Source organism: Paenibacillus sp. GCM10023252 (assembly GCF_042653305.1).
Lineage (GTDB): Bacteria > Bacillota > Bacilli > Paenibacillales > Paenibacillaceae > Pristimantibacillus.
The window spans coordinates 297,482-311,071 of the sequence record NZ_JBHSHW010000003.1 but is presented as its reverse complement, the minus strand read 5'-3'; the positions used below and the strand labels follow the sequence as shown (position 1 = coordinate 311,071).

Here is a 13,590-nt window from a genome sequence, read left to right as displayed (position 1 = left end):
CTATCTAGCTGCCTGGCGGATGAGCTTCAGATGCCGGCTGTTCTCCGCTGTCTCTCGGAAGAACTCGGCTTGCTCCGTCACAAGCCTCACCCATGCATCCACAACATCCGGGTCAAAATGCTTGCCGCGCTGCCGGAGAATATGTCCCGTAGCCTCGTCATGAGACATCGCCTTCCGGTAAGAGCGAGAGGAGGTCAGCGCATCGTATACATCCGCCACTGCTATAATTCGGGCAAGGTGCGGAATCTGTACCCCGCTCAGCCGATCAGGATAACCGTCTCCATCCCATCTCTCATGATGAGAGCGAATGACTGACAGCTCCTCAGGCATGAAGCCGAGCCGCTTGCAGAGATCATAGCCTGTCACGGGATGCAGCTCAATGACCGCTCTCTCCTCCGGCGTCAGACTTCCCGGCTTGTTCAGAATGCGGTCAGAGATGGACAGCTTCCCGATATCATGGACGATGCCTCCCTGGGCAATAGCTCGGAGCTTGTCAGAGCTCAAGGCTAGCTCCTCCCCGAGCTTGAGAGCATAGAGTGCAACCCTGTAGTTATGGCCGGCTGTGTATGCGTCTCGCGCTTCGGTCTCTGCGATGAGAGACTTCACACTTGGGGAGATATAGGTCTTGAGCCAGTCACGGGGATCCGTGCGGAACAGCAGCTTCATAGAGGAACGGAAGGATCGCGAGCTGACGTATTGCCGCAGCATGCCTCCAACCATGATGATGAGGGAGCCGAGCAAGAGGAAGTGGTAGAGCCACCAGCTGATATACCACACTTGTCCGGTGACCATAATATATTGAGCAACGAGCATCCAGCCCGCGCTGTACACAATAGCAAGCTGCAGCGGGAATCGGGAGAGGCGATATGACTGCAGGTATCGGTACATAGACCACAAGCCCAGCACGGTAAGGAGCAAGGTAATGGTCCACTTCATTCCTGCGTCCTTGAACTGGATGTAGTGAGCCAGATGCGGGTGGAACCATAGCAGCAGACTGGCGGAGAGCAGCATGCCAGACCAGATTGGCATCAGCATTCTCTGCTTGCTCGCGAGTAGTCGAATGAAGGCGCGGTCGGCCGACATGGAGGATAACCATAACCAGAAGATTGCAAGCAGCAGACTAAGCTGCGCGGCGCTGCCAGATATGCCGCTATGATGGGAGAGGAAGCCGGGCGTAGCCAGTCCGTGCAGGACGAACATGGCGGCTAGCGAGATGTAAGACAGGGCGAGGAAGCTGATCTTAATATTGCGCAGCTGTGTGGCCGTATATCCCACCGCTGCAGCAAGCGCTAATGCAATTGCGGATACGATACTGACGATGTAGAAGTGCTCCATCGGCGCCTTCACTCGAAGATCCCAGGCTGCATTCGATTGCAGCCATAGGAAGAAGACCCAAGGGATGAGCATGAATAGAGCAACACCTGTAAGGATTCTCGCTTTTCTCCCCACACTTACTCCTCCTAAGAATGATAGCTGCTTGCTTCTATGTGCAGCCGCCTGAGCGGCCCTTAGCCGCTGTCTGCCTATGCAGGATAATGCTGGAATGTACAATGGTTATATCATAGCATTCCTTGGCGTTTTTGCGTAGCGGGAACACGCGGGATGGCGGGGCAGGGGGGCCGAGGCCACCCACGGCGGGGGACGAGGCAGCGGGGCGCGGGGCGCGGCGATGGCGAAGCACGCGGCGGCGGGGCGCGGGGATGGCGAAGCACGCGGCGGCGGGGCGCGGGGATGGCGGAGCAAGCGACGGGGGCGGGGGCGCGGGGATGGCGAAGCACGCGGCGGCGGGGCTACGGCGGAGAGCTGTAGCGCCATATTCTGGCGCTGCACGGGCGCCGAGGTCGCTCCGGAGGGCTATAGCGCCATATTCTGGCGCTGCACGGGCGCCGAGGCTTCTCCGGAGGGCTATAGCGCCATATTCTGGCGCTGCAGAGGCGCCGAGGCCGCTCCAGAGAGCTGTAGCGCCAAATTCTGGCGCTGCACGAGCGCAGAGCCCGCTCCAGAGAGCTATAGCGCCATATTCTGGCGCTGCACGAGCGCCGAGGCTTCTCCGGAGGGCTATAGCGCCAAATTCTGGCGCTGCAGAGGCGCTGAGGCCGCTCCAGAGAGCTGTAGCACCAAATTCTGGCGTTGCACAGGCGCATAGGGTTGGTTGGCGGAGTTGGTGAGGTTGGTGGATTTGCGGGGGTTGGCGGGGTTGGCGGGGTTGGCGGGGTTGGTGGAGGTTTGGCCAGGTTGGGCCAGAGTGGCTGGTTGGGTGGTTAGCGGGGTTAGCGCGCTTGGAGCACCTGGGAGTAATGGAAGGAATCACAACATATCTCTAATGCACTAGCCAACCTCCCCTGTCTACTCAGACTACTGAGACTACTCTGCCTGTGCTTCCCACCCTCTGACTACTCCCCCCCTCACTCTACTCCATCACTCCGCCTTATCACTCACCCTTCTCCACAACTCCACCCTACACTTCCTTCCACGCACTCTCTCCCTTACTTACCACCAATGTCTAGCGCTGCATCGGCGCCACTCTCACCCGCCTATGTCTATCGCCCTACCGCCCTATCGTCCTATCGCCCAACCTCCAACACCTCCCCTACTCCCCCATCTATCCTCTCCCCCACGCACGCACAATTTGACCAGTAGGTGACATTTTTATTTTATATTAAGGTTTTTGTGTTTTAATTTTGTTATAGTAGTTGAAGATTGTACAAGCGTTACAAATAGAAGGGAGTTCACCTGCACATGAATAACGATGAGTCGCAGCGCGGCAAAGACGAGGAAAACAAGCTAAACGCTGCGAAGAACGAGCAGCTAGATCAGGTCGAGGCGACTGACGCTGAGATCGAACGTGAGCTTGAGAAAGAACTTGACCAAGAGGCTGCACACCAAGCTCCTGTTCCTGCAACCGATGCAGACAACAACGAGCCAGCACCTATCCAAGTGCCCGTTACTTCACAAGACACAGATACAGCGGAGCAGACGCGTAACGGCAAGGGACCATGGGTTGCGATCTCAACGATCCTCGCTATTGCACTAGTTGCAGTGTCCATCTTCGCCTTCACGAATGACGGCGCTTCAGGTGAAGCTGTAGCGACTGTTAACGGTGTAGATATTACAAAGGACCAGCTATATGATGCCATGGTTGTCAGCGGAGGCGCATCCACTGTGGACAATCTCATCACTAACGAGCTGATCAAGCAAGAGGCAGATAAGGCTAAGGTTACCGTCACCGACGAAGATGTGAACAAGGAGATTGACACCCTCAAGAAGCAGTTCAATACGGAAGAAGAGTTCAATGCTGCTCTTGCTCAGTACAACATGACCATCGATGACCTGAAGCGCGATGCGAAGTCCCAGGTTCAGATTAAGAAGATCCTTGAGCCGAAGACGAAGGTTAGCGATGAAGACATCCAGAAGTTCTATGATGAGAATAAGGCTTCCCTCGGCGAGCCCGAGCAAGTGAAGGCTTCTCATATCCTCGTAGCGACCAAGGAAGAAGCCGATGCCATCCTGAAGGAACTGAAGGGTGGTGCTGACTTCGCAACCGTGGCCAAGGAGAAGTCGACTGATCCCGGTTCCAAGGACAAGGGCGGTGACCTCGGATTCTTCGGTAAGGGTGAGAATGATCCCGCGCTAGAAGAAGCAGCATTCAAGCTAGAGAAGGGCCAGCTAAGCGAAGTGGTTCAAGGCTCTAACGGCTTCCACATTATTAAGAAGACCGACTCCAAGGCTGCGGTTATCCCTACTCTGGAAGACAAGAAGGCCGAGATTAAGGACACCCTAGTCACTCAGCAAGTTGGCGAGCTGTCCCAGCAATGGCTGACAGACCTGAAGGCGCAAGCGAAGATTACGAACACGCTCGCACCTGCAGCAGATCCAGCAGCTGACGCTCCAGCCGCGCAATAATACCGAATACCACTGCAGCCGTCCTCTACATGAGGGCGGCTTTTTCTCACTCCCCCCTTATACCTTCCATTAGAAAACCTGATTTCACATTCCGCTTCCCCTCCCTTATGCTGAAGCTAGACTTCAACAACTCGGAGGAATCACGCCATGAGCTTACTGTCGCTGCCTAGGGCACAAGGACATTCACCATCAGCAATTCCAGAATCGGCTCCCGTTCCGGCTGCGGCTCCGACGTCTATGGCAATAGCACTTCACACTGTGCAAAAGCAGCCTTCTACAACTATATCCCTAGTCGGTGGCGTCACCTTCACCCTCATCATTGCGCTCTCGGGTATGCTCCTCGCTCACCTTCCAGTGCTGCGACTGCTCGGCCCAATGGCTGCAGCCATCCTGCTCGCTGTCCTGTACCGCCAGCTGTTCGGCTATCCGGAGAAGCTTCGCTCAGGCATTACCTTCTCCTCCCGCATTCTGCTAAGGACCGCCATCATCCTGTTCGGGCTGAAGCTCAATATTCATATTCTCCTTGCTCAAGGGCCCAGCCTCCTGCTGAAGGATGCGGCAGTCGTACTCTTCGCCATCCTAACTACCGTCTGCCTAGCTAAGCTGTTCAAGGCGGATCTCCCTCTCTCTCTCCTGCTAGGCATCGGAACGGGGGTATGCGGTGCTGCCGCCATAGCCGCCGTCTCCCCGCTGTTGCAGTCCAAGGAGCAGGATACGGCGGTTGGCGCTGGCATCATTGCCCTCGTCGGAACGATGTTCGCCGTTGCCTATCCGCTGCTGCTGCCGATTCTGCCATTCCAGGATGCAGCAGATTACGGCATGTGGGCAGGGCTGACCCTGCATGAGCTAGCCCATGCAGCGCTTGCAGCAGCTCCAGCAGGAGAGGAGGCCCTGTCTTACGCCCTGATGGCGAAGCTCGGACGGGTGCTGATGCTGGTGCCGGTTAGTTTTGTGGTTATTTGCACCATGAGGGTACGGGCTTCCAGGCTTAGCTCTGGCTCCACCACCGGCTCAGGCAGCAACCGCATCGCGTTCCCTTGGTTCCTGCTCGGCTTCGCCGCTATGAGTGTCGTCGGCACTTATGTGATTGGGCCTGTGACAGCTGTACCGGATGCAGCGATGAGCCACATCTCCCTCCTCACCACGACCTTGCTAACGATGGCTATGGTCGGGCTCGGTCTTACTGTAGATCTAGGGCAGCTAAGGAGCCGGGCACTTCGTCCGCTTGCGGCTATGGTGATGACCTCTGTGCTTCTCTCTGTGCTGGGATGGCTGCTAGTGTAGGTAACCCCTTCATAAATATGGTATATTGTTAGGCGAATCACCTTAACCCATTCCCGTTCTACTGGAGGTATAATCGTGGCTAATTATGAAGTGAGAACCTATGACGATACGTATACGATCTATGAGCTAACAGAGGAATCCACCTCATCTAAGGTGCTAGTATGCCCGGAGCGAGGCGGAATTGTCACAGGGTGCCAGCTGCATGGGGAGGAGCTGTTCTACCTGGATAGAGATACATTCATCGATCCCAAGGCGAATATTCGCGGGGGCAATCCGATCCTGTTCCCGATCAGCGGGCAGTTGGAGAACAAGTCTTATGAGTGGGATGGAGTAGGCTATGAGATGGCGAATCACGGCGTAGCACGCACCTCAGTCTGGGAAGTGGTGGGGACGGAGAGCGAAGGCGAAGCTTCGGTTACGATTAGGCTGCGGAGCAACGAGATGACACGTATCTCCTACCCGTTCGACTTCGAGCTGGAGTTCACCTATGCTCTGAAGGACGGAGAGCTCCACACTCGGCAGACTTACAGCAATCTCAGCGCGTCTACGATGCCGTTCTACGCGGGCTTCCACCCCTACTTCAAGGCCGACAGCAAGAGGCTGGCCTATGGGACAGATGCGACGCAGTACCTCGACTATAATGACAATGAAGTGAAGCCGTTCACCGGCGAGCTTGATCTGGAAGGGCTGGTTGAATCGGTTACGCTGCTCGATCCGAAGAAGCCTGAGATTACCTTCCCCGTAGCCGGCGGGCTGCAGGTGCGCATGAAGTACGATGAGATCTTCAAGTATATGGTGCTGTGGTCCGTGAAGGACAAGCCGTTCGTCTGTGTGGAGCCGTGGATGGCCATGACCGGGGAGCTGAACCGCCAGGAAGAGCTGGTCATGCTCGCCCCAGGCACTTCCCTCCATGCGAACTTAATCATTAGCGTTGTAAAATAAATGAACAGGGACGGTCTGGCGAAAAGCTTAAGCTTTTCGCCAGACCGTCCCTCCCTTGCTAACCACGCACACGGAACCCTTCCAGCATAAGGGTAATGACCGACATCTGCTCCTCAAGCTGCTTGTCTGCATCCGGCTGATGGGCAAGCCACAGGGCAAATTCGTTGAGAGCACCCGAGATGAGATGAGTGATTGCCTCAATGGACAGGGGAACCAGGTAGCCTTGCTGCTGCATCTCCTCGAGCTGATCACGCAATAACCTCATCGCATTGCGCTCGTCCATTCTGCGCCATGCTTCCCATCCGAGCACGGCTGGTCCGTCAATGAGCATAATTCGCTTATTGTACGGTTCAACTGCCGCCGCAACGAACGTACGACACCCGAGCACAAGCTGCTCCCACGGATCATCGGTCTTGCTCGCCTCGAACTCTACGCGTTCTGCTACATCTCTCTGCACAGCTTCAAGCACAGCCTCGAACAGCCCTCTCTTGCTGCGGAAATGGTGGTAGACCGCTCCGCGTGTCAACTGTGCCTCTTGAACAATCTCCTCGAGCGCTGCTCCCGCGTATCCCCGCGCAGTAAAATGCTGTCTGCCCGTTCGGATCAGCAGGTCAATCGTCCCACTCGTATCTTCCTTATTCCTCTTCATCTAACCCTTCTACTCCCATCTATGCCGCGTCAGTCGCTATACCAAGTAATTAGAACTCTCCGTGTCGGCTGGCGGGATAACCTTAATGACATCAATTAATACCCCGCTAGGATCTCTCGTTATGAAGTGCCGCTGGCCAAACTCTTCGTCTCTTAGCTCCTGCTCCAATGGCAGCCCCGCTACTTCTATAAGTCTACGGTACTCGGCATCGACATCCTCCACCTCAAAGTTGAGAATGAGCCCCTGTACTCGCTTCCGGTACGCTTCGGGAACCGTAGGATGTGAAGCATCAAGGATAGCAAGCTCGAATGGAACAGCCCCCTTGGATAATCTCAGGCTTACATACCAATCCGCTTCATACACCTTATCGAATCCGAAATACTCGGTATAGAAGCTGGCACTTCTCTCGACTTGATCCGTCATAACGACCGGATAGAAATTGTTGGTTAGCATGCAATGATCTCCTCTCAAATTTTGTAATACGAGCTTAACATACATACTGTATGTATGTAAAACAAAAAATGAATCCCCCTGCAGCACTCTTGAAGGAGTTGTACGGTCCGCGCAGCTGCTGGTATAATCGCATTGGAGAAGTTCATCCAATCCATGAAGGGCTAATCATGACTGCGGCACCGACCCTGCAATTGAAGGGAGGTGCCGCAGTTTTTATTTAATTTTTGGGAACCAGCTTAATATAATCTATGCCTAATTGATGACCGGTTGAACTCGTACCTGTCACATAGAACTTGAACCTTCGCTCACCTGCGTACAGCTGGTAATTGCTCGCGATGGTCAGCTCGGTGTACTCTGGCACGGAGGAATAGTGATCTTGAATCGAGCCTACGTTCGTTCCATCAATCGACATCTGGAACTGACCGCGATTCGTCCACTTCTTGACACCAACCTTCACATCATACAAGCCGTCCTTAGGAACAGAGGCGAATAGATTCATGAAGTCTCCTGGCGCATTGCTGGATAGAATCTTACAGTACGCTCTGCTGCAGCTTGTGTCAGCTGAATCGGTCAGGGCATCGCCAGAGGTCGTCCCCACTCTCATCGCCTCTGCTTCGTATAGACTTGGCCAGCCATTCCACAGCTCGAAGTCATCCCACTGCACTTGCAGGGCATTACCTGTTCCGCTATTGCGAACATAGTCAATGACTTCGTTAGACGTATACAGCTTCATAGGGTTGAAGTGGCTGAGTCCTCTAGGATTCGTATCGGTAGAGTTATGGGTGAAGTTGTAGATGTCGAACACGACCTGCCGACTTCCACCTTCGGGTGTTACTGCTACGTAGAACCGGCCCTTGCTGCCTGTCGTATTGTTCCCTTTTTTATAGTAGATCTCCAGAGTCATCCACGAGTCATACTGAACCTGGAATGACTTGTTGTCATACTTCCAGACTTCCGTATATCCGACGCCTTGTGCATAATTCTCGGACGTTACGTGGAAGTACAGCGGCTTGGACTCGCCAGCAACCGAAGGGGCGTCCTTGTTCAATCCGAATGTGATTCGGAACGGCTTGGGGCTCCCATCCCAAGTAGGCTGATTCCAGAATTCTGCCAGCGTGAGCCAAGATATCTTCTTCTGAAGCGTCTCCAGCTGCTGTACATCGGAGTCCAGCTTCATTCTTACCTTGTAGTACATCTCATCCAGAGATTCTTGATTACTGCTGGCATCATCATAGATGTCTGTCTGAATTCGCCCCTTGAAGAAGTTGCTATCTGGCGTAGTCGCATTCTTCAACCAGTAATTCAGTACTTTATTCGTATTCGTAGGGGACTCCTGAATAATCTCAGCCTTGCGATCTCCAGTGTTACCGCTTTCATAATAGAGTCTGAAAGTGCCCACTTGCGGATGATCCTCTAGATCCGTTACCCAATTATTGCGGCTAAGCTTCGAAGTATCTGTCCCTGTGATATCATCAATCTGAGCGCTTGTCGTGGAACGAGTCGAACTTCCCTCAAATCCGGATTGAAAGATAAGCTCTCCATTAGCAGCATAAGCAGGAATTGACCATAGCAGTCCTCCGAATAAAACGGCACCGCCAATCGAAGTTACCCATTTTCTCATGTTCATTAACCTCAGCTTCCTTTCTCGTTTCATTTTTTATTAATACCACGTACATTCTTAACCTGCCTGAACCAAACCAAGAACATACCGCTTAATAATCTGCTGGCATCACCGCCTATCAATGAATAGCTCGCGTCATCTTAGACTGATTAAGCGCGATGTGCATCCATGCACATCGCGCTTCAACCACAACCGTTACAGCTTAATTCAGCTTGTTATACAACCGATAGAGAAGGACTGCAATCTCTGCTCTTGATGCATGCGACTTGGGACGCAGCTCGTTCTGATTGCCCTGCAGCAATCCTGATTCTACTAGCCGTTCCATGCTCGTACGAGCGTAATCTGCTATTGCATCTGCATCGAAGTACGTATTCATATCAACCTGTTCTCCCTTGATTGCAGCTGGATTGGCAGCTTCGATTGCTCTTGCAAGGAGCACCGCCATGTCCTCACGTGTAATCTTAGCTTCTGGATAGAACCGGTTCTCACCCTTGCCCTGTGCAATACCAAGCGCCCCGGCGATGCGAACAGCCTCAGAGTAATAGGCGGAGTCCGATACATCCTCGAAGTCTATATCTCCATCCCCTTCAAGCTCGAGTGTACGAACAAGCAGCAGGAGGAAGTCCGCTCTCGTAATGGCTTGCTGCGGCGCGTACTCCTTGTCAGCCACTCCATGAACTATACCCTTGGATGCTAGAACCTCGATAGCCAGTCGTGCCCATTCATGACGGGTCAAGTCCTTATAGGTCTCAGGAGCATAGGCAACGGCATAGGTGCTGAAGTGTGTCGTTCTGAACGAGATCTCGCCCGTCTCCTCGTTGTAGCGCGCAGAAGGTACTCTCGTAATCTGCCCCTGACCGTCGATATACCATATCGTAATATGCTCGCTCTTACCGCGCATCTGATCTGCCGGCTCATAAGGGATATGTACAGTAACAGGAGCAGCCTTGTTGCTCCAGTTCACCTGCTTATCTCCTATATAAGCATGCAGCTCGATGACAGGCTGATCGCCAATCTTGTCTTGAAGCTCTTGCGGCCAGCTTGACGTATCTGCTCTGCCAATAGCAAGAGTAACCGAATCACCGCTTAGTTCAGTCTTATTGAACATATGAAGAGGAATTACCAGCTGGCCGATAGCCGTCTCTATGCTTAGGAATCGTCTATCCATCTTCATGGATTCCGTGAACAGCTGACTAGGCAGCTCTACCCGATACTCTTCTGCCCCTTCGATGGACTTAATAGATACGCCTGCTGTACGATTGCCTTCCTTATCCGCCTCTGCATGCTCATATGCCAGACGCAGGGCTTGCGCATCAGCTTGTGCCTTAGCAACGTCTCCGTCAAGAGTCGGTGTCAGCTCCACCGTGCTGCTCCCTGGAGCAGCAGTCGGCACTGGTGTTGGTGACGGCGTTGAAGTAGGCGATGGTGCTGGTGTTGACGGAGTTCCCCCCGCTAAGGTAATGGACTTCACTTCCGAATTCGCACTCTCGTAATGAGAGTGGAAGGCGCTGACTGCGAATTGATACGTTCGGCCTGCGCTTAAGCCAGTCACTCGCACTCCAGCTTCGGCTGCACTTGTTACGATCTGTTCATGCGTGTATGAACCTGCCTGTTCGCCATACTTGATCTTATAGCCGTCAGCTCCAGCCACTTCACTGAACTGGACGACTGCCTGATTCGTCTCTGCCGTGACGGAGCTCAATATTGGGGCTTCTAGACCATTCCTGCTCTCTACTACGAGATCGTCATAGTACACATAAGCATCAACCGACAGGAAGCCAGGACTACCAGCTAACAGCGGGGTAGCATCCGTTACCTCAAGCTGGAGTTGTCCATCTATATACAGCCTGACTTGATTCCCTTCATATTCGGTTCTAAGCTCATATTCCTGCCCAGGAGTTAGTATCATCGCCTTCTCCTTGAGCATAGTCATGACATTGTTCATCTTGCGATTAATTCTAATCGTACCAACGTTCGTAACTGGATTATGCTCATATCCGGTTAGGTAATAATTGGCGGTATCCGTTGCCCGTCCCAGCATGAAGGTCTGATTAATACTGGTGGTCTTAGCCGAGCTGTAGGACATCTTCACCGTTGTAGAATAGTCCTTCCAACCCTTCCCTTGCTTCAGCCAGATACGCTCGAATGCTGAGCCGTTAGCCTTCAATCTTCCTGAAGATCCATTCTGGTCTAAGGAATATGTGCCTGTAATGATCTGATACTGATCTAATTCTGCCTCCGTTGCAAAATCAGCCGCATAAAGCGTCGATGAATTCGCCATGCCGACTAATTGATTGGAATTAGCACTCTCTCCCTGCTCGTTCGTTGCTGACACTGCAAAGTAGTATGGAGTCTGCGCTGCCTGAAGCTGCACTCTATATCCTGAGCCCGTTACGTTCTCAATCACACGATTGTAGTTACCGCTCTGATCTCCTACCTTAATGGAGTACGAAGTGGATCCCGCATCTGTTGTGAAGTTAACCGTTACGAACGGACCATCACTTACAATGCTCTTCAACTCAGGGACAACGGCTGTAGGGACCGCCGGTGACGCTGACCGTTCTTGAGACAGCTCACTCTCCCCCTTGCCAGCAATTGCACTTACGGCTGTGTAATAGACGGTTCCGTTGTTAAGGCTTGGCAGCGTAGGGTTGGTCGTTCCCGTCAGGAAGGAGTGTGTGTACTGACCAGGTGCTGTGCCATAATACACCTTGTAATAGTTCGCTCCCGGCACTGGACTGAATTGCAGGCTTAATTGACTCTGTCCGACTCGCACGGAGTTAAGCTCCGGTGCAGGCGGCTTCTCATGCTGTACGATGAGCCCATCGAACTTAGCCGTAGTGCCCCAGGCATATACGCCAATCGATCCTTCGCTGTATTCAGAGTCCGTTGCTTCTAATTGCAGCTGCCCATTCACATACAGCTTCAAGCTCTCACCGATGAGCTCGGCTCTCAGCCGATAAGCTTGATTCGCATTCATCGTATAGGCCTGCTCAGCCAGTACTGTTGATTCACCACCTGTAACCTTCACAATGAGCAGCTTCCCATTCAGATGAGACATCTTGTAATAATGATCAGCATCTTGTACTCTTCCGAGAATAGCTGCTTCTCCAGCGGCCTCTTCGCTCTTCATGACCCAAGCCTGGTAGGAGATATCTGCGAAGCGTTGGTTAGAGTATCCAAGGCTGGCGGAGGAGGTGGCAGGCAGCTTCAACACCTTCTCGGCAGGATCCTTAGCTGTTGCACCCGGAGCAGTCGTAAGCGGTGACTTAATATTATAAGGAATGATGGTCTCCTGCGATAGCTCTGCTCCTTCCCCAACAAGGGTCCACTTCTGACCAGTCATGCCGGACAGATTCGCATAGTTGAAGGTATCATTCCAGATAGACAGGTTAACTAGATTGGTGGAAGTCATGAGCTCCATAGGCAGTAGGAGAACTCCATTATTTTGTAAGCTTTCTGTCTTCGTGCCCAACCAGGATTGGGTGAAGTAGCCATTGACCGCTTTCGTATAGTAGTCTGACAGTCCAACCTGATAGAGCTTCATTATGTTGTGTGCTCGTTCTTCGTTGCCAGGCACATCCCAAAATCCGAAGTACTTCATGAGCACCAGATTGGCAACGGAAGGCGAGACGCCGAATGCGACGTAGGAGATGGATTCTCTCGGCCCTGCTGCATCGGTTGAGTCGAATTCATGCTGCATGCCTACCTCTCCAATGAACTCACCTTCATCGGATACATGGCTCCATGTGTGCTGCTCAACCGCTTCGAACAGGGCCATAGGATTAGCTAGGAATTGGTCTAGCGTTGCCCCCTTGAATGACCATTTCTCACTTCTCAATGTGCCTTCAACGATCGCTGCCTTGCTAGCCAGAGATTCATAATTAATCGTCTTCTCGTAGCTTGCCTTGATCGTGCTCAGACCCTGCGCGCCTAGCTCTTGGATGAATGCCGCATGGTCATACTGATGCAGCATATCCTTAACATTCTCCAGACCGAAGATGAAGGATGCAGCGTAGAAGATAGTCAAGTTCGGTTCCCAATAGTTAGGACCCGTCCCAATCCAGTTATTCGTATCCCCATTCATGGAAGTCCGATTGCCAGGCCGCAGATTGCCATTATGATCATAGTCACTGATCGTATAGGCTGTCGCATATAGGCCTGCCTTCATGAACGTAATGAGCTTCTGCTTCTCGGCATCCGTGAATTGTGACATGACCTCTTCATTGTGCCAGAGTAGAGCGATTGCATAGACCATTGGTGATTGTCCTCGTGAATCAAGTCCAGCCTGCAGGTTAGGCATGTTAGCTGGAACAGTCAGCATCTTGCGAATCGTGGCAACATAGTGATTCACATACTCCTGCTTATGATTCCCACCAGCGATTGCCTGAGCAATAGAGGCGAATGCGGTTGTAATATTAACATTGCCATCATTGGCAGCATCTCTATTCTGGAACGCAATATTAACTGTGTCCAGCATAGCTTTGTCTAAGTAAGACTGCTGGGTAGGGGCATAGGGATACTTGTATGGTGATGGGGATAGCGTGCCTTCATTAGCGAGTTGTGATTCGTTGTTGCTGATGGTTGCCGCCTGAACAATAGCTCTGCTCCCAGGGACCATCTCGACCATGAATGTCATGAATAAGGCCGTAATCAACACTAGACTGATTACTCTTTTCAATCTCAATCTCAACATGAACAGCTCCTTCTGAGGGACAATGCTTGATGTTCATTTTCA

General features: G+C 52.6%; 8 protein-coding genes. 3 read left to right on the top strand and 5 right to left on the bottom strand.

Annotation, left to right across the window (positions count from 1 at the left end; all coding sequences use genetic code 11):
• Entirely contained in the window at positions 1–1,449 is a 1,449-nt protein-coding gene (locus ACFO9Q_RS04015; RefSeq protein WP_379178935.1) for an HD-GYP domain-containing protein, read from the bottom strand.
• Between the two features lie 1,290 nt (positions 1,450–2,739).
• Between ACFO9Q_RS04015 and ACFO9Q_RS04010 the strand changes: the two genes are divergently transcribed.
• The 3 genes from ACFO9Q_RS04010 (at position 2,740) to ACFO9Q_RS04000 (ending at position 6,129) form a co-directional block, all read left to right on the top strand.
• Positions 2,740–3,903 (top strand): peptidylprolyl isomerase, encoded by a 1,164-nt coding sequence (locus ACFO9Q_RS04010; protein ID WP_379178933.1) that lies wholly within the window; start codon positions 2,740–2,742, stop codon positions 3,901–3,903.
• A gap of 237 nt (positions 3,904–4,140) precedes the next feature.
• A complete protein-coding gene (locus ACFO9Q_RS04005; RefSeq protein ID WP_379179166.1) occupies positions 4,141–5,187 on the top strand; it encodes a YeiH family protein in 1,047 nt (348 codons plus the stop codon).
• A gap of 75 nt (positions 5,188–5,262) precedes the next feature.
• Positions 5,263–6,129, top strand: a complete 867-nt coding sequence (locus ACFO9Q_RS04000) for an aldose epimerase (RefSeq protein WP_379178931.1) — start codon at positions 5,263–5,265, stop codon at positions 6,127–6,129.
• A 58-nt stretch (positions 6,130–6,187) separates the two neighbouring features.
• On the opposite strand, the gene ACFO9Q_RS03995 is transcribed toward ACFO9Q_RS04000, so the two are convergent.
• From ACFO9Q_RS03995 to ACFO9Q_RS03980, 4 genes are all read right to left on the bottom strand, one after another.
• A complete protein-coding gene (locus ACFO9Q_RS03995; RefSeq protein ID WP_379178929.1) occupies positions 6,188–6,778 on the bottom strand; it encodes a TetR/AcrR family transcriptional regulator in 591 nt (196 codons plus the stop codon).
• A gap of 36 nt (positions 6,779–6,814) precedes the next feature.
• The gene (locus tag ACFO9Q_RS03990) at positions 6,815–7,231 is read right to left on the bottom strand and encodes a VOC family protein (RefSeq protein ID WP_379178927.1); all 417 of its coding nucleotides are present in this window, start codon (positions 7,229–7,231) and stop codon (positions 6,815–6,817) included.
• Positions 7,232–7,448: 217 nt separating this feature from the next.
• Positions 7,449–8,858: a hypothetical protein gene (locus ACFO9Q_RS03985; protein WP_379178925.1), complete on the bottom strand. Its 1,410-nt coding sequence runs from the start codon at positions 8,856–8,858 to the stop codon at positions 7,449–7,451.
• Between the two features lie 196 nt (positions 8,859–9,054).
• Positions 9,055–13,548, bottom strand: a complete 4,494-nt coding sequence (locus ACFO9Q_RS03980) for an S-layer homology domain-containing protein (RefSeq protein WP_379178923.1) — start codon at positions 13,546–13,548, stop codon at positions 9,055–9,057.
• Between the last annotated feature and the right edge of the window lie 42 nt (positions 13,549–13,590).

Excerpts from the sequence above, each read along its gene's own strand:
- ACFO9Q_RS04010 (WP_379178933.1), top strand. The coding sequence starts at position 2,740 with ATGAATAACGATGAGTCGCAGCGCGGCAAAGACGAGGAAAACAAGCTA.
- ACFO9Q_RS04005 (WP_379179166.1), top strand. The coding sequence starts at position 4,141 with ATGGCAATAGCACTTCACACTGTGCAAAAGCAGCCTTCTACAACTATA.
- ACFO9Q_RS03995 (WP_379178929.1), bottom strand. The coding sequence starts at position 6,778 with ATGAAGAGGAATAAGGAAGATACGAGTGGGACGATTGACCTGCTGATC.
- ACFO9Q_RS03990 (WP_379178927.1), bottom strand. The coding sequence starts at position 7,231 with ATGCTAACCAACAATTTCTATCCGGTCGTTATGACGGATCAAGTCGAG.
- ACFO9Q_RS03985 (WP_379178925.1), bottom strand. The coding sequence starts at position 8,858 with ATGAACATGAGAAAATGGGTAACTTCGATTGGCGGTGCCGTTTTATTC.
- ACFO9Q_RS03980 (WP_379178923.1), bottom strand. The coding sequence starts at position 13,548 with ATGTTGAGATTGAGATTGAAAAGAGTAATCAGTCTAGTGTTGATTACG.